This is a genomic window from Algoriphagus limi, assembly GCF_024919275.1.
GTDB lineage: Bacteria > Bacteroidota > Bacteroidia > Cytophagales > Cyclobacteriaceae > Algoriphagus > Algoriphagus limi.
Window position 1 is genome coordinate 146,760 of record NZ_JANWGH010000003.1, and the last position, 23,317, is coordinate 170,076.

Sequence of the window (23,317 nt, forward strand, 5' to 3'; positions counted from 1 at the left end):
GGTGAGATTATTTCTCTTTCAATGCTACCCAGCAACAAGCCGTCGAATGAACATGCTGTTGTCCATTTTTGGCTCTTCCAAATTCTCCATAAGTAAAAAAGCCAGCCATAGGGCTATTCCATACTTTAGCCAATCCCTCGTTTTCCATAGTTACAAGAGGGCCCAGCGCCGGTTCTCTGCCCGCACAGGAGAATATGAGTAAGGCATCCGCATCTCCATCTGCAGTGGTTTTCACCTCTTTTGCCTCCTCTATGATTTCTTCTACGATGTCAAAACTAGGTGGCTCGGAAAACCAAAATGTCTCCCCCTCCTTCATTTCCATATCCATGACGAGTGCATTTTCTTCGAAATCAATACCCATGGGTGACTTGATCAATATTTCATCACTATTTTCCCTATTCGTAATGAATGGGAATTCGAATGAAAGCTCGTTTAAAACATCAAAATCCTTTTCCCCGCTTTTTTCTCCTTTTCCCAAGTACTTCAGGTACATATCTACCGCAGGCTTATTATCAATCGAATAGAGGATTTTTCCTTTGCATTTGGTGACTACTCTGGAGATTCCCAATTTTTTCCAGCCTGTGATTGCCATCCCGCTAAAAGCGACTCTATCTGAGTCCAGGACCAAGGCAACAAGGCCGTGATTTGTTTCCCGGGTTTGGGTGAATACTGTCGTTTCATTTATGGTAAAATCATCCCCGGCCATACCTCCAAAAAAGATCTTGTCCCTACCTAAGGCCTCCGAGAGTTCATCGACTAAGGATGCTCCTTCAAACAATTCCTTTGTAGGGGTTACACCCGTACTACAGATTATCATTGAGGGATTTTGAAATTGGGTAAGGGCAGAATTTGCCACTTTTTTTGCCACTTCCTTTATACCCAGCGTTCCGATTTCCTCCAGAACAATTGAATAAGCTTCCCTTGCCAAATCCATCAAGAGAATTGCGATTTCACCTGAGCTTTGATGGCCATTTACAAACTCACCACAAGAAGTGGCACCAAAAACGTCTATATCCTGATGGGAAAGAATTTCACAGACCGCATTTCTATCCTGCTTTACAGAAATAAAAACAACAGCGATGCTAGGATTAAACCCATCAGCTAAGGATGCTTCTAAGGCTTTTTGAATCTCTTCTGGAGTTTTTCCGAAAATAGATTTTGCTTTCATGTGCTGAGTTTGATGATGAAATTTGTCCCTTTGTCGAGGGCAGTTTCTATGGCTAATTCTCCTCCATGGGCCTTGACAATATCATTGGTGATACTCAGTCCCAAGCCTGTTCCTTGGGTGCCTTTTTTCGTAGTAAAAAAGGGCTGCAGAACTTTGTCTTTTATCTCCTTAGGAATTCCCGGACCGTTGTCTTCAATACTAATGCTGATATGGTCTTTTCCTGATTTTGTGCAGATTGAGAGTTTGGGCTTGTATTCTTCCTTCTCCAGTGACTTTTGCCTTATTTTTTCTCGCATGGCATCAAATGCATTATTACAAAGGTTTACAATCACGCGGCTGAAGTCCTCGGTCACTAGTGGGATTTCACGGATAGACTCATCCAAATCCATTTCAATAGCTACGTTGATCGGATCTTTACCAGCGCGCATTCCATGAAAGGCAAGGTTTACATACTCTTTGATAGTTGAGTTTAGGTTGGTAGGTTCCTTCTTGCCGGTTCCTCCTCTGGAATGCTGAAGCATGGAGGTTACGATTCCATTGGCTCGTGAACCATGCTCATGAACCTTAGAAAGGTTACTTTTTATGTCTTCTAGAATCGCGATTATTTCTTCCTTGGTATCGGAGGCAGGAATGCTTTCTAATTCTTCGAAGACCTCCTCAATCAATTCCTTATTCAACTCGGAGAAGTTGTTGACGAAATTCAGCGGGTTTTTGATCTCATGTGCAATTCCTGCAGTGAGCTGACCGAGTGAGGCTAGTTTTTCCTGTTGCACGAGTTGGGTTTGAGTGGCCTTTAGTTCGCTCATCGCCGACTCAATCTCTGCTTTAGCCTGTTCCAGTTTTACAAAATCCTCATATCTCGAATAAGCAATGGCAAATGCTTCTGAAAGTGATTTTACTAAGTCAATTTCGTCTTCGGTCAAGGAGACGGTTGAGCCGACATAGATCATCCCCTGTAAAAAAGGAATGAAGTGGAGGAAAAGGGATTCAGGCGGTGCCGCTGCTCCTTGATAGGTTTTTTCGTCCTGAATCAGATCCTTTTCCATGATTTGTTGGATCCATTGGACAAAATCTTCCTTATCCCAATGTTGTCTATAAACTTTCTCTTTTCGCCAGGCTTTTACTGTTTGATAGGTGAGGTCGCTGGCATTGAATGGGAGTCGCAAGGCACCTAAAGATTCACCTTCCGAGGAAGACAGGTATGCCTCCACAATTTCATTTTTTTCATGGATGATAAATACACCGCACCGAATAAAAGGAATCCCCAAAATATTGAGCTCCTTAAAAAGAAGAGGGGTGATTTTATCCAAATCTTCTGCCTTTCGCATGGAGGAAATATCGGCTCGAACTCGATCGAGAGAGGCTTGGCGCAAAGCAGCTTTTGCACTGGCTTGAGCTCCTTGAAGATCAAGGAATCGGGTAAAGGCGAAAGAAAATACCGCTGTTGCCCTTCGCATTAAATCCCAACTTTCTTCCGAGATAGGACCTGGAGAGGCTGCTCCCAAGAATCCATTTGAAAATTTATAAAGGTGATAGGTTCGTTCAGGAATACTGTCTCCATAGAACTCAGCTTTGCCAAGAAGCTCAGACTTGCTTTCGCAGTATCGGATCCATTCAACCCGCTGATCACCTTTCATCACGATGGACGTCTTGTTTTCCTTGGATTGATTGAATTTTAGCATTTGACGACCTACCCAAGTGTCTTGTAGGTCAAGATTCATCTGATCCGAAATAGCTTTTGCTGGGTCTTGGCTATTTTTTATGGTAAACCAGCATTGGGTTTGGCCAGTATTTTCATCATGAATGTAAATGGAGCTTGTTTCCAATTCCTCAACACCCAGATTCCCCATTTCTTCTCGTAGCAGTTGCGCCACCTCGGTCAATTCCTCAGGATCTTGCATAGCCAATGAGCGGGAACGGACTTTTTCCAAAGCTGCTTCAATTTGAGCTTCCCGAGCCTGATTTTCTGCTTTTTTAAGGTCTAAGAATCGGGTGTAAGTCAAGTCAAAAACCTGAGCAAATCGCTTGAAAATATCTTCTTCCTCACAAGGAACCTCCGTAATGATGACGAGGTATCCAGTCTTAAAATAGGCGGCATGTAGGCGCTGCCAATTTGGTCTAGGGATACCTGAGGATTCCATCTCTTCAAAAATTTTCTCAGCAATTGGGATTTTCATCAACCAATCGTAGTGCTGATGAAGCTGTTCATCTTCAAGAGTGACTGTGCGGTAGGAGTCTCCTTTTTTCCAACCTTCATAGAGAGTTTCGTGAGCATAGTCACCTACATTCGGAAGGAAAAATGGATCGATTAATCCATTATCCGCACTCAACCACCATTCATCCTCTTTTCGGTCTTTTTCACAAAGGACAAAACCACAGGTCCAAAGATTATCTACCAAGACATTTAACTCATGGAATAAAACAATGGCAACATCCCCCAATTCCTCGGCTTTTTGCATACCCATGGTACGGGATCGCACCCGCTCCAATGCTGCTTCAATTTGGGCTTCCCGAGCCTGAATTTCTGCTTTTTGAAGATCTAGGAATCGAGTATAGGTCTGCTCAAATACCTTAGCGAATCGAACAAAAACATTGTGGTTTTCTGGAAGTGGTTTATTGGATACAAAAACAAAAAACCCTTGCTCGAAAAAGGCGAGGTGATAGATCAATGATTCCGGTGGAGGAGAATTTTCAAGTATGGTTGGGTCTGGAATAATGGTCAACATATATTTCATATGTTCCATTAAGCCCTCGCCTTCTAATTTTTTGACTAATAGAGTTTCTCCCTTTTTCCAACTTTTATACATGAGTTCGGAAAACCAGTCATGCGTATGTTCATAAATGATTTTTGAAAATTGTCTATCACCCCCAAAAATACCTTCTATAGCAGGGTCACCCATCCAAGCTTCGGATATGGGTTCGTTTTCACGGCATATATGTATGCCAAAGCCAAATAATTGAATGTCTAAACTTTCAATTTGTTGGATTACAGTTTTATTCACTTGGACCAACTCCTCACTTTTCTGCATCCCCATTGATCTGGATCGAATCCTTTCCAATGATGCCTCAACCTGAGCCTCCCTAGCTTGTGCTTCGGCTTTTTGGAGATCCAAGAATCGCGTATATGTCTGGTCAAAGACTTTGGTAAACCGCTTGAATATATCCTGTGATTCGGGCACCTTTTCATAGGTAATGAACAGAATAAATCCCTGGTTGAATTTACATAAGTGATTGATCTGATATGTGGGTAGCGAAAGCCCAAGCCTTTCAATTTCGTCAAAAGTAGGCTTCAGGTCCGGGAAGGATTTCATGTAGGCATAGTGCTCCTCCAAGGCTTTACCTCCGAGCTCCTGAACTAACATCGTATTGTCACTCAGAATGAATTCACCCATCTCCTCAAAAGAAGCTTCACCATAAAGGCGAAGCTGAAATGGGGTTTGAAGGGTCCCTTCACTACTCATGCAGCAGGTGGCTGTCTTTCTATCCTCCGCCAGAATATTATACCCACAGCTCCATGCAGGGATCCCCAATGCTTGGATTTCCAAAAAAAGCAAATTGGCTACTTCAGGTAGTTCGGAACTACTCTGCATACCCATGGTTCTGGCTCGAATTTTTTCTAGGGAAGCTTCAATTTTAGCTTCACGAGCCTGAGCTTCGGCCTTTTGGAGATCCAAGAATCGCTGATAGGTTCGCCCGAATTCCCGTGCAAAGCGACTAACTATGCTCTTTTCTTCCTCTGTAGCTTTCCGGGAATGGTTGAAACCCAAGTATCCAAATCGGAAATGACCTTGGGTGGTAAATAAGCCATTGGGGAAATCTGATGGACTTATTTTGTTTTCGTCCGGTAAGGCTTCCATTACTTCTGATAGTAATTCCCATAAATAAGGAAGGTCCTCAGGGGCATAATCTATGGTATTCACAGAATTTGGTTCGCAGGTTTTCCATTGTTCGAAGGCTTGTTTCCATGCATCTATGGCATGGATATCAATCAGTTGATCTGCTACTACCCTGTTTTCAGCCGAAGTTGTAATCCTTAAGTTAAAGGTTTCGTTTGCCTCATCAAAAAGCGTCAAATGGGTCAGCACTGGATTGATTCCAAGGATATCAAATTGATCGAATAGCACGCAGAGTACATCGGTCAACTCATCGGTTTGGTGCATGGCCATTGCTCTCGCTCTCACACGTTCAAGAGAAGCCTCTATTTGCGCCTCACGGGCTTGTTTTTGGGCTTTTTCAATATCCAAATAGCGCTGGTATAGGCGCCCAAACTCACTAGCAAACCTACCTAGTATTTTTTTCTCCTCTGCTGTGGCTTCACGGGATTGGTTGATTCCCAAGTATCCAAATTTGCAATTTGCCTCAGTGGTGTGAATGCCATTCGGAAAGTCTTCTGGGTTGATTTTAGATCCCTTTGGTAAGGATGAGAAAATTCCGTTAAACAATTCCCAAACTTTGGGCAGCACTTCTGGCAAAAAGTGGATATGAGTAACTGTTTCAGGATTTTGGGATTTAAAAGTTTCCACAGTATGAGACCAAGTATCCATCGCATCGAGTTGCACTACCTGTTCGGCATGTACGGGCTTGCCATCCTTACTCGTCATTCGATAGACAAATGTGTTGTTCTCTAAATTGATCAGCGTCAAATGCGTCCAATGTGCATCGACTTCCAAATTGCTTAATTGATCAAACATCAATGCCAAAACTTCAGACAATTCATTAGGATGGTGCATGGCCATTGCTCTTGCCCTTACCCGCTCCAACGCCGCTTCAATCTTGGCTTCCCGGGCCTGAGTTTCGGCTTTTTGTAAATCGAGGAATCTTGTATAGGCTTGTTCAAAGACTTTTGCGAAGCGTGGGAAAATATATTCCTCTTTAAACTCTTCCTCTGTGATTATCAGGAGGTATCCGTACTTATAGGAGGTTACATGGTTTTTCTGCCATACAGGAAGGGGACGACCCGAGTCGATTACTTTCTGAAAATTCGCACTGAAGCTGGGGATAGTCATCAGGTGGTCATAAATATCCTTCAGTTCTTTTCCTTCCTGGACATAAGAGTAAAGTTCCACTTGGTTTAACCAAGTATCATACATGCTTTGCTCTCCATGATCTGCATCATAGGGGATGAATAACTGTTCAAAAAACTGTCCGGAAATTGGGCTTCCCATCCATTTTTCAACTAGTTTTTCATCTTTTCGACAAATAGCAAAGCCTGCAGTCCATAAGTTTGCACCAAGTATTTTTAATTGTTCGAATAAGACAGCGGCCACTTCAGAAAGCTCCTTACTTTTATGCATTGCCATTGTCCGAGCACGAACCCTTTCAAGTGCTGCTTCAATTTGGGATTCTCTGACTTGTTCCTCAGCCTTTTGAATGTCTAAGAATCGCTGATAAACACGAGTGAATTCAAGGCAAAATCTGGAAAGAATTTCCTTTTCCTCCTCGCTTGCTTGTCGCTGATGGTCATAACCCAAATAACCGAAGGGAGTATAACCTGCCATGGAATAGCCTCCTTCTGGAAAATCTTCTGGTCCCATTCGGTCTTCTTCCGGCATACTCTCAAAGGTTTCCGAAAAGATTCCAAATAGCTGTGGAAGTACCTCTTTGGAGTAAAAAATCACCTCAACTTTATCCGAATTATCATGTATAAATTTTTCATACAAAGCTCTTAGCGGTTCCATGCTATCTACATGGACTACTTGCTTTCCTGGAGTTCTTGTTCCTGATTTGCCCGAAGCTCGATAAGTAAGGGTTCTGTTTTCCCGATCAAAAAGACTTAAAAAGACATTTACTGGATGTATTCCCAAATGATCAAATTGCCGGAAGAGAACGCTTAGCACATCATGCAACTCATCCGAACTCTGCATAGCCATAGATCGGGCACGTACCCGTTCCAAAGCAAGTTGGATCTCTGCCTCTCTCGCTTGTGCTTCTGCTTTTTGTAAGTCTAGGAAGCGAGTGTAGGTTTGCTCAAATACTTTGGCAAAGCGCTTGAAAATTTCCGGTTCTGGATAGGGTTCGAGCGTTATGATCAATAAATACCCCTTGGAAAAATAGGCGGCATTCCACTGCTGCTTTTCAGGAAAGGAAAGTCCTTCGTCCAAGATCTTTTGGAAAAACGGCCTGACCTCCGGAAGGGACAGCATGTAATCGTAATGGCTTTTGAGTGATGCTCCTGACTTTTCAATGGTTAGAAAATCGGTTTTTTTCTGCCAACCCAAGTACATTTGCTTGTGTGCAGGATCAGAGGTGTTTGGAATAGAAACAGAAGGGAAGACCCCATTTTCATTGGCAAACCAAAATTCATCCTTTTCGACATTCTCTTGGCACAATCCAAATCCAGTGCCCCAGAGATTGCCGCCCAAAGCTCTAAGCTGTTCGAAAAGTACAAAGGCAGCATCTGCAAGTTCTTCGGATTTTTGCATGGCCATGGTACGGGCTCGGACACGCTCAAGAGCCAGCTGAATCTCTGCCTCTCGCGCTTGGTCTTCAGCTTTTTGGAGATCGAGGAAACGGGTATAGGTTTGCTCAAATACTTTTGCGAAGCGTTTTAATATGTCTAAGGATTCACTAGGTATAGGATCAGGGTTGGTAATGATTATCAAGCCCTTAGAAAAATAAGCCCCTGTATGAAATCGGCGATCTGAGATTAAATGTTCCTTAGTAGGGATTTTCATCTCTTCTACCACATAGGTGATCCAATCTTTTAATTCCTGACCCTGAAGATCCACCTGAATTGATTCTTGCTTATTTTTCCATCCCTCATAAAATTTCTTTATGGAGGTTGGTTCATCGATGGATCCTTTAAATATTTGACCTATCGCTTTGCCTCCCTGTTCAGTAGACCAAAACTCGATAACTCTTTCATCCTCATTAATTATAGCTATGTTTATTCTTTCTGTTTCGTAACCTAGCTCATTGAATTGTTGAAATACGACTGATGCAGTTTCAGAGAGTTCCTCACTTTTGTGCATCCCCATAGTCCTGGACCTCACTCGTTCCAATGCCGCCTCAATCTTAGCCTCTCTCGCCTGGGCTTCAGCTTTTTGCAGATCTTCAAATCGCTTATATGCCAGATCAAATGCCGCTCCGAGTTTTGGTAGGATAAAACTCATCTCATCGGGAGGAGGAATCGTAAAATCAATATTCAGCTTCCCTTTGTTTAAGGGAACAACCGGTTGCCATAGATATTGCAATTCACCACTATCGAGGAATGGCCTAAATTCATCTGCGATATCTTCGTTTATTACCCGTAACCAAGCTTCACAATCGTAAAGCTCTTTAAGGTTCATTTCATTTATCCAATATTCTTCGTCGTTTTTAAGAATTTTCCAAATCCAAAGGTGGGAGGGGATATCATCCGGATTCACTTTCATATATAATTCAAATGAGTTACCCGAGGTCGATTCTTCAATCTCAGTTATATCCCACATACCAATTTGCCCATTATCAAGCTGTAGGTAAATAGTGGCGGCCGAAACGCCTTCTATTCCCAGTTCTATTAATTGATTTCGGATTTCTACTGTAACTTTTTGTATTTCGGAAGATTCGTGCATTGCCAGTGCCCTTGATCTTATTCGTTCAATGGCTATTTCAATTTCTGCCTCACGTGCTTGGGCTTCAGCTTTTTGCAGGTCTAAGAATCGCGTATAGGTTTGTTCAAATACTTTTGCGAAGCGTATCAAAATATCATGGCTATCAGCTCCAAGGGGCTCACCAGAAATTAAGTTTAAATACCCTTGTTTAAAATTTGCATTATAAAAGATTACTGGATCTGGAAAATTGGCTGCCATTTCATTAGCCAATTGGTTATCTGCTTCATCAATGGCAAGACTTATATGATTTATTCTGATTTTGCCAGTTATTTCTTGAATGAATAAAGGCTCTTTCCTTTTCCATGCTTCATACCGCTCCTTGAAGACCTGATCGGCATCTACAGGGAGATCAAAACCTTCTAGTAAACTCCCGTCACTTTGTGTTATCCAGGCCTTGTGATTCCGTTCTTTTTCGTAATAAATACAGAATCCGCAGGTAATAAATTGTGTTATTCCCAGCGACTGGAGCTCTGAATAAAGCGTCATAGATACTTCCCCAAGCTCCTCACTTTTGTGCATGGCCATTGTTCTAGCCCTTACTCTCTCAAGGCCTGCTTCAATCTGCGCTTCTCTAGCCTGTGCCTCTGCTTTTTGGAGATCAAGGAAGCGGGTGTAGGCTTGTTCGAAGGCCAAGGAGATCCGATTCAGAATCTGGATGCTTTCTTCTGGAAAGGGTTCATAATCGATAAATTCGATGAGGCCACATTCCATGTTGGTATATTCAAACCACACTTCCGGTTCGCGCATCACAAATTCCTTGAAGTCATCCGGCAGGTCTTTCATGCCGGTCTGGCTGAAAAGATACCTGCTGAATTCATGTTTCACCTCGTCTTTTTGGTGGATGCTCAGATTTTTACGATCGCTCTCCCAGAAGGCCCACCATTTTTGGATTACATCATTATCCTGATTGGTAAATTCAAAAGGCCAGGGGTACTGAGAATGGATAATGTCGGAAAACCATCCTTGAATTTTCCGAGTCGATTTATCGAACAAGAGCAGCATGCAACCCCATTTGGCAATCCCCAGTTTTTCCACCTGCTCGTACATCACCTGCACCACTTCGCGTAGCTCTTCGCTCGACTGCATGGCCATAGACCGAGCCCGGATACGCTCCAGGGCTAGTTGTACCTCAGCTTCTCTTGCCTGTTCTTCAGCTCTTTGAAGATCAAGGAAGCGTGAATAAGTCTGTTCAAAGACTTTTGCGAACCGTATCGTTATTTCAACTTTTTCTTCTGAGAGCAATTCTGCTCCTACCAAGATTAAGTATCCATGCTTGAAATTGAAGGTCTGCAAATTCAACCTTTTGGGAGTATAGGATATTAGTTCCTCAGCCGTAAAAGGAAAGTTGGTACTGTTTTCGGCTATATAAGTTTGGTGAAGAATAGTTTCCTCTTCATTCAGAGAAACTACGTGATAAGGTTCTTGTTTTTCCCAGCTAGCAGTAAGTGAACGCATTACCTTCGTTTCATCTCTAGGAATACCCATTACCTCTCTCATAATTGTCCCGTCGTTGGGATTGACGACATAGTAGGAATCAATCAAGCCCTTTGGATCAACAAGCGTAACTCCGCTAGACATAGATCCTATTCCAAGAATTGAAAGTTCTTTGTAGACCAATTCTCCCACTTCAAGCAACTCCCCACTATGTTGCATCGCCATCGTTTTACTCCGCACCCTTTCCAAAGCTGCTTCAATTTGTGCTTCTTTTGCTTGGGCTTCTGCCCTCTGAAGATCGAGGAAGCGGGTGTAGGTCTGTTCAAAGACACTTGCTATTCGCTTGAGCACGGTGATACTACTCTCAGGGAATGGAACGACATCCACAAATTCAATTAATCCGCAATCCATATTGATATAAGTGAAGTACACTTCAGGCTCTTTCATTATCACCTCTAGTACCTCCTTGGGAATGGATTTCATCCCTGTTTTGGAAAGCATGTAACGACTAAACTCATGTTTCTCCTCATCCCGTAAGTGTATGCTCAGAACTTTCTCGTCACTTTCCCAAAAGTCCCACCACTTGCGGATAATCTCATGTTCTTCATTCTCAATGTCATAGGGTTTGGGATGTTGGGCATAGACAATTTCTGAAAACCACCCTTGTATTTTTCGCTTTTCAGCATCAAAAAGTAGTAGCATGCATCCCCATTTGGCGATTTCTAGCTTGTTCACCTGTTCGTACATCACTTGTACAAGCTCCTTCAGCTCGTCGCTTTTTTGCATTGCCATTGATCTGGCCCGAATTCTTTCGAGTGCCAATTGAATTTCTGCTTCTCTTGCCTGGGCTTCTGCTTTTTCGAGATCAAGGAAGCGGGTGTAGGTCTGTTCGAACATGGCACCGAACCTCCTGAAAATCCCAATATGTTCTTCAGACATCGTAGTCAGACCTGCCGTACATAACAATCCGTATTTATTGGCTATACTGGCAGTATGGATTTTCTTCGGAATTCTCATACTGTCTTTAGCCTCGGGGGGCAAATGCTTAAACTCAGTTGTTTCAAAGAGATACCGGTCCCAGCTTTTCTTGAGCGTCCCCTTAATTTCCAGCTCAAATAGATTTTTCTGATCTCTCCAAACATCCATAAACGCTTCAAAATATGGATGCTCAAAGAAAGGGAACCAATAGTTTGCAGATCCACTTTCAGGACTGGCAATCCAACAATTCACACCTCCTTTTTCGGGTTCAACGACCCAGATAAAACAACGGTCGATCTCCACGTCCAAGGACTTGAGCTCAGTGAAAATCCTACCTAAAATATCCCCTAGTTCAATGGATGATCGCATAGCCATGGAAGCGGCTCTCACCCTTTCCAAAGCAGCTTCTATCTGCGCCTCTCTTGCCTGGGCTTCTGCTTTTTGAAGATCGAGGAAGCGAGTAAAGGCCTGCTGGAAGACTTGACCAAATCGCCTAAAGACATCCCATTGCTCTTCAACAGGTTCATAGGTGATGAACATTAGGAAGCCATGGCTGAAATAAACAATGTGGAAAACTTGATAAGTCGGCAGGGGGAATCCTGCATCCGCAACCTGTTCTGCATTTACACGAAATTCGGGAAGCGATAGCAGAAAGTCGTAGTGCGCTTTTACTTCTTCCCCACTTATTTCGTCAACATGAAATTTCTTTCCCTTCTTATAGGGTGTGTAAAAATCGTAACCCACCCCGATAGAAGGCAGCGACATGGGTATCTGCAGCACACCCTCGCTGCTCATGCAGCATAAATAAGACTTGGCATCGTTTTCCCAAAGGCAGTAGCCTGCACTCCAAGCATTGATGCCCAGAGCCTGCACCTGCAAATAAAGGTTGTTAGCCATTTCCGGAAACTCATCGCTGTGGTGCATGGCCATGGTTCGGGCCCTCACCCGTTCCAATGCTAGCTGGATTTCTCCCTCGCGAGCTTGTGCTTCTGCTTTTTGAAGATCGAGAAAGCGAGTGTAGGTCTGCTCAAAGACTTTGGCAAATCGCTTCAAAATCTCATTCTCTGAATCCGTGAAGGGAATCCCTGAATAATTCTGAATTCCCAGCATGACATCACTCAATAAAACAACAGAACGTGAAAATCCCGGGCTTGAAAAAATGAATTTCTTTCTTTCTTCCGGTACTTCAGGGTAATGAAGAAAGAAAAATTCAAAAAAATCATTCTTTTCCTCTTTGCGGAATTGGTCGGAAATGAAATTAAGACCGGCCTTCTTGGCATTTCTTATAGAATTGAACACGGCATTATTCCTATATGGAATGTGCTGAAGAACAGGATAAGGCCTGCCTGGGACTGCGGTCCAAAGATTAAAGTCATCCGTATCTCTAAAAGACAAATCAAACTGAGCAGAATCAATGTTGAAATTGAGTTGGCGGAACTGCTCAAAAACTACCTGAATTACTTCAGGGAATTCCTCACTCTTGTGCATAGCCAGGGATCGGGAACGTACTTTCTCCAAAGCCGCCTCAATCTGGGCTTCTCTGGCCTGTGCTTCTGCTTTTTGAAGATCCAAGTATCGGCGATAGGCGAGTTGAAAGACATTTGCAGCTCGTCGGAGAAGGTTTAGAGAGGTCTCATCAGGCTTGGTATAGGTTACCATTACGAGGGCTCCTCCCTTGAAGTCTGAGATTGACCAATAGGCTATTATTTCTTTCGGTCGGGTGGATTCAATCTTTTTGGAAAGCATAGCATAGGCCTGAGGAGAATATTTTTTCATAGCGAGTAACCACTCCTGACCCTTTTCTCCATCATTAACCAAGACATAATCCTTGTCTCCAGCATAATAATGGGCCATCATCTCCTCTACGATCTTTATCCCAGATTTTGGGAACTTAGCCATTCCCTGAAAAAGCTTTTCCTCCATGCCAGGTGCACGAACAGCTCCCCAAGATTCGAAATAGTCTTCATCCTCTTCATATAAATGAATAGCACAGACTTCAAGGTCTTTTTGACCTAATTTGCCCATTTGAATTCTTAGTTCTAAGGCTACCTCTTCCAATTCTTTTGAAGAGTGCATCGCCAAGGCCCTAGCCCGAACGCGCTCAAGTGCAGCTTCAATCTGTGCTTCCCGAGCTTGTTCCTCGGCTTTCTGAAGGTCAAGGAAGCGAGTGTAAGTCTGTTCGAAGGCTTTTGCGAAGCGAAAAAGAATTGATTCTTGATCCGTGCCAAGTTGAGCATTGGCGACGATATGCAGATACCCATGAATGAAGTGAGCATTATAAAAATGAATAGGATCCGGCATGTTTTTGCGTGCTATATCGACTTGCTCAGGATCTATCCCCGATTTAACCTTTTGCAAATGTTTCAGAAAATCAGATTTGCTTGTTTTCTGGTAAAAATTTGGAAGGTCAGATTTCCATGCCTTGTAGCGCTCAGTTAATAAAGCATCGCTTTTAAGAGGTAGGAAAAACTGACTCATACGATTACCATCAAATTGGGTTAGCCACATATTCTGAAGCCCCTTATCTTCATTTATGATCGCATAGCCACATTGTTGGACAGATTCGAAACCCAAATTCAAAAACTCCCTATACATCAATACCGCTACTTCTTCAAGTTCAATGGAATCATGCATGGCCATGGTTCGGGCCCGAACTCGCTCCAAAGCCGCTTCAACTTCCAACTCCCGATTTTTCTTGACCAAGTCGGCTGTTTTTTCTTCTACCAGCCGTTCCAGTTCTTCCGCCTTTTGCTTCCAGTTCTCTATGCCCCAAGTATCTTTTTCGCTTTCTACTTCTTCAGGCTTGGAGCCATGCCAATGGATTACTTTCCATTCGCTATTTCTATAATTCAAGACTGTGGTAAACCGCATGTACATTTCCACGTCTTCGGATTCTGTTTTAACTGTTAAAAAGATATCGTCAGCAAAGACTGCGGTATTTTCATCATCAGAAATAAACCGATCCATAGGCTCCTGTCGCCAGGATATATCCAGTCCTTCGGCTTGCTTCTTTTGAATTTCAAGCAGCTTGATCAAGCCCTGACTTCCGATTACTTTTTCGTCTATGGCAGTTCCAAAACCCATTATTTTTTCATCGACCAATTTTTTCATTAGGCTAGGATTATCCCCTTCAATGCCTGTTTTCATGAATTGCCTATAGGTTTTTTCTAATAATTGCTGCTTCTTCTTTTCCATCGAATTCTTAGACAATTGGTAAAGTGATTTTAAACTGGGCCCCACCTTCGGCTAGGTTTTGTGCGGTCAATTCGCCTCCATGGGCCTTGATGATATCATAGCTAAGTGACAGGCCAAGACCCGTCCCTTCTCCTGTGGGCTTTGTGGTAAAAAACGGTTGGAATATCTTATCTAGAATATGCTCAGGAATGCCTTTGGCATTGTCTGAGATTTTGATTTCTATAAAATTCTCAATCAGTCCTGTTTCTAATTTGACCATCGGTTTGTACTCTGATACCTCATTGGATTTCCGGTAATCATGAACTGCATAAAATGCATTGTTGACCAGGTTGAGCAGGACTCTACCGATATCCTGATTAATGATGCTGATAGCAGGGAGGTCGGGGTAAAGATCCGTCTTGAAATCGGCCGAAAAGCTTTTGTCTTTGGCTCGCATTCCATGAAAGCCCAGTTTTATGCATTCATCTGCCAAAGCGTTGATATCTACCGATTCCTTCTTCCCATCAGATTTTCGGCTGTGTTCCAGCATGCCTTTCACAATGGATCCGGCACGTTTTCCATGATGGTTGATTTTGGTCAGATTGTCTTTCAGATCGGAGAGAATGGCTTCTACTTCTTCTACATCTCCAGCTTCCAGTTCTTCTTTCAATTCATCCAAAAGCTCAGTACTCAGTTCTGAGAAATTGTTGACAAAGTTGAGGGGGTTCTGAATTTCATGGGCGATTCCGGCTGTTAGTTCACCCAGAGAAGCCATCTTTTCGGATTGAATCAATTGGGCTTGGGCAGCTTTCAATTCGGATAGAGCTTCTTCTGCTTTTTGCTTGGCTTCCCTGATTTCTACAAGGTCTTTTTCAGCCTTTTTCAAGTCCTCAAATCGTTTGTAAGCCAAATCAAAAACACCGGCAAAACGAATCAATGTATCAATGGATTCCTGTGGAGGCTCAGGTACTTTTCCCGCCAAACTGAATCCGATTTCTCCATGAGAAGTGCGGGCAATGATAAAGGTAAGTCCGCCTAATTGCAGGATGTCCTCTTTGCTAGGGGCATGGGGATCTGCCTGTTCATAGTGGCCATAGGTATTCATTTTGTCGATGTAATCCCAGGCTTCTTCTCCATCCAGCGCCAATACGAATGCTGGCTTTTTGCTCTTTTCCCATTTCGCCAAACTAGGAATAGCATCATGGACAAATTTGGGGACGTTTATGACCATCCCAATACGATCTCCCTCTTCGGAAGTCATGGACATTTCATACTGCTCAGGTGTCCACCGCATATGCCAAAAGTAGTCGGCCTGATATCCCAAGGAGACAAATTCTTTTCGCATAGCCACCACAATATCAAAGAGGTCGGAGGACTCCTGCATGGAGGTTACCTGACCACGAATTCGTTCTAAGGAAAGCTCAATCTGTGTTTCTCTAGCCTGTGCTTCCGAAAGTTGTAGATCTAAGAAACGGCGATGGGCCAAGTCAAAGGCACCTGCAAAACGAACAAGAATATCGAGCGCCTCCTGAGGAGGATCAGTCACAGGTCCGGGTAGGCTATACCCAATTTCACCATGGGTAGTTCTTGCCATGATAAAAGTAAGACCTCCGATATGCCGAATATCCTCATCGGTAGGAGCCTGAGGATCGATGCGCTTAAAGTCCCCCAAAGAGACCATTTTATGGACATAATCGATGGCTGCATCTACATCCATGGGATAGATGACCGTAGGGGAGGTTCCCTTTTCCCATTCGTCAATAAGTGGAATTTCAGCGTGAATGGATCTTGGAAGCTCCATCACAAAACCTATCCGAGTGCCATCCCCAGAGGTCATGGCTTTCTCATATTTATCTGGCTTCCAGAGCATGTGCCAGAAGTATTGAGCCTCATGGCCAAGATTGATAAATTCCGTGCGAAGGGTTACTACCACATCCAGTAAATCGGAGGTAGTCTGCATGGCCATTGCATGGGAACGAACCCGCTCTACAGCTAAATTGATCCGAGCTTCCCGGGCTTGTTCTTCAGCTTTTTGAAGGTCCAAAAAGCGGGTGTAAGTCTGTTCGAATACCTTAGCAAAGCGAACTAGAATGTCCCGAAATTCATCTGAAATAGGGTTTATGTTCTGATAAAATAAAATTCCCTGTTTGTAGAAAGCATCTTCAAAAGTCCACTGAGGAAGATTTAATTGGGTCAATTCTAATACTGCTTCCGGAACAAATGCATCAGGATGTCCCCCCTTATTATATGCAACCAATTGATTGACCCACTCATCGAATTTGTCCTTTTGAAGAGTTCTACTCAAGAATTGAGGCGCAGATTTGCTTTCTTTTGCTTTTTTCCAAGCTTGATACAATTCTTGAATAAATGGGTGATGGTCTAATGGCAAAGCCATTTGCTCTCTCATTACCGGCCCACCCGAATCTGATATGTATGAGATGAATTGATTTTTTTCTTCATCTATAAGGCTTACGCCTAAAAGTCCCTGATCGTCGTCTTGTCCTAAGCTTCTCAATTCCTTTAAAATAAAGGAAGAAGTCGGGAATAGCTCCTCACTGGACTGCATAGCCATCGTACGGGCTCTGATTCGCTCCAAAGAGGCTTCAATTTCTGCTTCTCTTGCTTGTTTTTCAGCTGTTTGTAAATCTAAAAAGCGGGTGTATGTCTGCTCGAATACTTTTGCGAATCGTATAACAATGCTTTGTAATTCCTCAGAAATAGGCTCGTGATCCATCGCATATAGCAAACCATATTTCATGGATGCGAAGGAAAACATGACATAATTTTTGGATAAAACCTCTTCCTTAATATTCTCTGGTAATCCTCCTAATTCGGTATTGGTAAACATCCAATTATCATATTCTCGCTTTTCCTCATCGCGTAGTTCAAGCGTGAATTTTTTTTCTTGGTTTTTATAATTCTCAAAAATTCTCTGAGAGATCTTATGGTCTGAATATCTTAGGCTATATGGTTCCGGAAGAATACTATTCGTGTGAGTTGTTAGCCAATAAATCGCCTTTTCATTCTCTTCATCGATCAATAACAATGCACACCCAAATTTGGCGAAACCTAATGGTTCCATTTGTTGGAACAGTTCAGACACGACTTCTGCCAATTCTTTGCTATCTCGCATTGCCATGGTTCGTGCTCGAACGCGCTCCAAAGCCAGCTGGATTTCTCCTTCTCTCGCCTGTGCTTCAGCTGTTTGTAAATCTAAAAAGCGGGTATAAGTCTGTTCGAATACCTTAGCAAAGCGAACTAGAATATCCCTAAATTCATCCGAAATGGGGTTGACGCTTTGATACCATAAAATCCCTTGCTTGAAGAAAGCATCTTCAAAAGTAAATTGGGGCAGATTGAAATAGTTTTTGGACAGATCTATTACATCAACAGGAATAAATGCATCTGGATGTTCTCCATTTTTATATGAAATCAGTTGATTGATCCATTCGCGGAAGGGTTTCTGAGGAAGCGTTCTGCTAAGGAATTGGGGTGCAGATTTGCTTTCTCTTGCTTTTTTCCAAGTTTGATACAATTCTCGAATCAATGGATGGTGTTCTAAAGGCAATACCATTTGGTCCCTCATTACAGGTCCACCTGAGTCCGATATGTAAGAAATAAGTTGACCCATTTCTTCATATACCAGACTGACACCAAAAAGACCTTCGACATCATCCTGCCCTAAGCTTCTCAATTCTTTTAAAATAAAGGAAGAAGTCGGGAATAGCTCCTCACTGGACTGCATAGCCATCGTGCGGGCTCTGATTCGCTCCAAGGAGGCTTCAATTTGTGCCTCTCGTGCCTGTTTTTCAGCTTTTTTTAGATCTAAGAATCTCGTATAGGTTTGCTCAAAAACCTTGGCGAAGCGTATGAAAATCTCATGAGATTCCGGTACCGGTTCGTAAGTAATGAACAGGAGATATCCATATTTGAAATAGGCTACATGGTCAATTTGATAGGTAGGGAAGGGGATTCCTGCTGATTTCATTTGAAGCAGTTGATCGCCTACTCCAGGGAGGGAACATAAATAGTCATAATGAGCAGGGCATTCCTCTTCAGTTATTTCGTTGACCAATAAGGTTTCTCCTCTCTTTCCAGCCTCGTAATATTTTAAAAACACCCCTTCTCTCGGAGTTCGGTAAGCCTGAAAAACCATATTCCCATTACTTCCCCATTCCAAGGAACCTTGAGGATCTCCATCGTCTATATTAAAGGCACAAAACCAATTGTCCATTCCCAGATTTTGCACCTGCTTGACTAATTCCATGGAAAGATCAGCTAACTCCGAACTGGAATGCATGGCCATAGACCTACTTCTCACTCTCTCCAAAGCCGCTTCAATCTGAGCTTCCCTGGCTTGAGCTTCTGCTTTCTGTAGATCTAGAAAACGGGTATAGGTCTGTTCAAAGGCCTTAGCAAACCTGCTTAGCAATTGATGTTCAGTTCGGCCTAATGGGGTTGCAGTAAATGCATAGATCAATCCTTGCTGAAAAGAGGCAAACTGGTAGTATTCGGATTCGTTTTCTTGGATCGTTTTCCTCAAAGAGTCCGGAGTTTTAAAAGTCTTATTCCAGGCTTTATAATAGTCTTGCAGTGCAGGACCATGCAGTTCAAACCCAAAAGTTTTTTGACCTGCATGCCAGTTGTCAATCATCTTTGGGTAGATAGGATGCTGATCATAGTGTAGAAATGCAGAGAGCAGCCTTGCTTTTCCATCATCATCCCGAATAGTACTCCAAACAGTAAATTCCTGCTTTTCTTCATCCGGTAAAGCGAAGCCTACACGACGGGCTTCAACTCCAAGTTCCTTTAGCTGCTCAAAAAGAATTGTAGAGGCTTCGGCTAAGTCTTCGCTTCGATGCATCGCCATGCCAGCAGCTCGCACCCTCTCCAGAGCAGCTTCAATTTGAGCTTCCCGTGCTTGGTTTTCAGCTTTTTGAAGGTCTAAAAAGCGGGTGTAAGTTTGCTCAAAGACTTTTGCAAAACGCTTGAAGATGGAATGAAACTCAGGAACTTCATCAAAAGTGATAAACATCAAATACCCGTACTTAAAATAAGCGGCATGATCAACTTGGCTCTTGGGAAGAGCTATACCGGCTGCATCCAACTCCTCAAATATTTTGTCAAGTGTAGGCAGGGAGGCCATGTAGTTATACGTGTCCTCCAATTTCTTGCCCTCCATCTTTTCTATGCGTAGCGATATCTCCTTCTCTGAGTCCTCGACAATTCGTTTAAAAATACCCTCAGTAGTAGGCGTATCAAATGGCTTGATCGGTCTTCCATCTCCTGAACTTACCCACTGTGAAATGACTGTTTTATCTTCATTGAATATGTTAAAACCACAGCTCCAGGGGTTCAAACCAAGTCCCTTGATTTGACTGAACATCTCTGTGGCTGCCTCGGACAATTCATTACTGGATTGCATGGCCATGGTTCTGCTTCTCACTCTTTCTAGAGCAGTTTCAATCTGTGCTTCTCTAGTTTGTGCTTCGGCTTTTTGAAGGTCTAAGAATCTGGTATATGCCAAATCAATCACTTGAGCGAAGCGCTGAAGAACTTCTGGAAAATCTCCTGGCAATGGCTCTGTCCCTACGGCCTCTAAAAATCCATTTTTGAACATTGCCTGCCCTGCATACATTTTCTGGAGGAAATAAAAAGAATCCTTGTACTCTTGGGAGGCATCCTTAAATACAGTTTCTGAAAAAATCAGATCTCCATAGGATTTGATCTCCTCTCCTTCCAGTAGAATCTCCCGATAGGGAACTTGCCTTTCAAAATCCCTCAATACCGCATTCAAAACAGGATGATCCAAGAAAGGAAACTGGTATTGATTCAAAATTGAATCCCCTGTACTGTCTTTTCCCCATACAGTGAATTCGCGAGAATTTCCATTTCTGAAAAAGATGCTGCATTCCCATGCGGCTAATCCAAGTTTTTGCAATTCCTCAAAAATGACAGCGATGATATCTTCCAATTCATCACTTTGGCGTAATCCCATAGCATGCGCCCTAACCCTTTCCAATGAGGCTTCGATTTGAGCTTCTCTAGCCTGTGCTTCGGCTTGCTGAATATCTAGAAAGCGTCTATACGCTAAGGAAAATACCTGGTGAAATCGTTTGAATAAGTCTAGTACTTCCTGCTTTAATTCATTATAGAGGGAAAGCCCCAATCCTCCTTCACCTATAGACAGAAAGCAATAGCTCAGTTCGGAGGTCTGATCCAAAATGGGGTCAGAAAAATGATTTTCCTCTTTTCGATGTGCTGCAAATTCTTTGAGTTTTTCTCCCTGAATACTACCAATGAAATGCCCGTCTTTGGAAGCTAGCATTTGTTGGACCATTTCGTATTCTACGGGGCTTTTGAGGTATTCTGTAAGCTCAACGGTGTTTTCTTGATATGGAGGAAAGTACTGATAGCAGAGGTAATGGCCTTTTTCCTCATTGATAATCGCTGTTTGCACGTTCCGGATATTTTCAATCCCAAAGCCCTGCAATTGATCAGCAAGAATCCGACAGACATCGAGCATATCTTCGGGTTTTTTCATCCCCATGGCTACGGTCCGGACACGTTCCAAAGAAGCCTCTATTTCTAATTCACGATTTTTGGCCTCCAGTTCAACCGTTCGGCGCTTGACAGCTTCCCGGAGTTCCTGGTTTTCTTTGCTGATTTTTTTGATTGCAAGAGTCTGTCCCTCGTCCACCCGCATATCCGGAAATGAACCATGCTGCTGAGCTACTTTCCAGCCTGCGGGAGTTTCTCGGAGTATGGTAGAGATCCGTATGCTAGCATAAAAATTCCATTGCTCATCGGTTTTTACATAAATGTCACAAGTCTCATTGATCAGCACGTGAGGGTCAATCCAAATGGGATTGACTTGCCTATTTCTCATTTCGGCTTTTCCGCCTAGCTCATCTTTTTGCGCTTTCAAAAATGCAATACCTTCAGCCTTGGAGTGACAGATTTCGGTCTCAGAAGTTCCGATCATCTCAAAATGATCATCCAAAGTAGCCGCAAAAGCCTCTTCGTCGAATTGAAGATAGCTATCCCAGTAAGCATGATAGACGGCCAGAGCCTGATCTATCCGAGAAGTTTTTTCCTTCATTGGAAAAGAATTAGTGTAAAAACAAGGAACCTTCTAAAGGAATCCTCAAGCTTGGTAGTTGCTTTTCCAAATGAAAACAAGAAGAAATCTGTACAGGAAGATGTCGACTGATAAAAAGGAAAGAGCAGTATCTAATTAGTTAGTCTTCAATGAAATAGTTTGGCATTCATAAAATACAAAATCCAAATTGAAATAATCTTATTTATCTCCTTGATTTTCTTGAGATTTTGAAAAAAATGATCAAAAGTAGGCTTAGACTAACTTGAAATAGTTCAATTCGGAAAATGGAGAGGGAGAATGTAAAATGCTAGAATTTTGTAGGAGGGAATAGGAAAATAAAAGTCAGGAGTTTCTGGTGGATTTTGTGGAAAAAATCAATCGTGCTCTTCTTCTTTGATTAAAACTAAAGCCTCTTCCAAATCTTTGTCGAGCTGTTTCAATAGGTTTAGAAATTGATAATTCATCGAATTCGTAGTAGCTACCAAATTTACAAACTTCTCCTCATTTACTATTTGTTGAATATCCTCCTTGTTTATTGATTCTTGTTTCAAAAATCGATTATAGACCACCATCATTTTCTTTTCGATAAAATAAGGGAGGACTTCATTATTCCAGAAATTTCCAAGTAATTCCTCTAGATCTCCCATAGACAAGTAATCTTGAAGGGAGATACGTAGTTTCGCATTCAGGCTTTGCCTACCTAGAATAGTTCTTTCAGTACTTAGTTCTTGCTCTGTAATCGCGAAATTTAAAGTAGTGAAGGCATAGGTAGTCAAATAGAAAATTTGAGTTGGATCATTTTCCAAGGAGTCTTTTGTCAACTCTCCAGCCAAGAAACGATTGGAAAGTTCTAAAATGCGTTCATTGAAGGAAATGATTTTTTCAAGATTTGACCGGGCTTCATTAATTTCTTCCTCGAGGCTTTGGAGGGTTTGGTCGGAGATTTTCTCCTGTTTTCGACCCTCATTCCAGTTATTCACTTGTAGTGCAATCAGAATTCCGATTACGACAAGCAAGATCTCACCCAAGGCATATACCAGATATCGTGTTACTTTATTTCGTGAGAGTAGTTTTTGACGGATTTTTCTAAAAAATGGGATCATAGCTTCAATGGATGTCCTTTTTAATAAGATCTATAATCGATTCTATTTTTTCTTTCAATGGGAAATAGAAGTTCTGGTGTAGATTTTTAGAAGCTACTATAAATAGATAGAGTTGGCTTTCAAATTCCTGATTTTCCAAGAATTTAAAGTCGTTTGGTGGGAATCTGCTTGGAGTCGTTTCAATCAGGCTTTCATCGATGAGATCGAGATGCCTGCGGAAATTGCCATTTTTTAAAAAAAATTCATGACCAATATCTCTTCTTTTGACTACATAGGTTTCCTGATTTTTGATAAGTTCAAGATTAGATTGCCAGGCAGAAATTGCCTTCCGAAGAGCAGGGTCTGAAAAGACTGAAAGACTTCCGGAATTGATGATTTCCTCGATTGTCCCTTGATTTGGTAAATAACGGGCTTCCATTTTAAATACTCCAACCATTAAGTCGGAGAGTTCTTTTTCACTACTACTCTTTGGGAGAATTGGTCCGGTGTAGTCACCAAGCTTTAGGCTTTTCTGGATAATAGAATCATTTAGTGTAATTACTTTATTGAGGATTTCCCAGTTGGATTCAAATTCCTGCAATAAAGCCTTCAGGAGCTTTTGTTCTTTTTCTTGATTTTTGCGGTTCTCATTCCAATTATTGACTTGAAGGGCTATCAAAATCCCGATCACCACTAAGAAGATCTCTCCTATAGCATAAAGAATGTACCTTCGGACTTTATTTTGTTCCATGAGTTTTTTTCGAATGATTCGGAAGAAGCGCAGCAT

At 42.4% G+C, this 23,317-nt stretch carries 5 protein-coding genes; all 5 read right to left on the reverse strand.

What is annotated here, in order from left to right; all coding sequences use genetic code 11:
* Positions 1-7: 7 nt before the first annotated feature.
* Positions 8-1,168 carry an FIST signal transduction protein gene (locus NY014_RS12795; RefSeq protein WP_259414984.1) on the reverse strand — a complete coding sequence of 387 codons (1,161 nt, stop codon included), beginning with the start codon at positions 1,166-1,168 and terminating at the stop codon, positions 8-10.
* Entirely contained in the window at positions 1,165-14,367 is a 13,203-nt protein-coding gene (locus NY014_RS12800) for an ATP-binding protein (RefSeq protein ID WP_259414985.1), read from the reverse strand. Before NY014_RS12800 ends, NY014_RS12795 begins: the two co-directional genes overlap by 4 nt.
* 7 nt (positions 14,368-14,374) lie before the next feature.
* The gene (locus NY014_RS12805) at positions 14,375-21,448 is read right to left on the reverse strand and encodes an ATP-binding protein (RefSeq protein WP_259415535.1); all 7,074 of its coding nucleotides are present in this window, start codon (positions 21,446-21,448) and stop codon (positions 14,375-14,377) included.
* 374 nt (positions 21,449-21,822) lie between these two features.
* Positions 21,823-22,551 carry a DUF6090 family protein gene (locus NY014_RS12810; protein ID WP_259414986.1) on the reverse strand — a complete coding sequence of 243 codons (729 nt, stop codon included), beginning with the start codon at positions 22,549-22,551 and terminating at the stop codon, positions 21,823-21,825.
* 4 nt (positions 22,552-22,555) lie between these two features.
* Positions 22,556-23,317, reverse strand: a complete 762-nt coding sequence (locus NY014_RS12815; RefSeq protein WP_259414987.1) for a DUF6090 family protein — start codon at positions 23,315-23,317, stop codon at positions 22,556-22,558.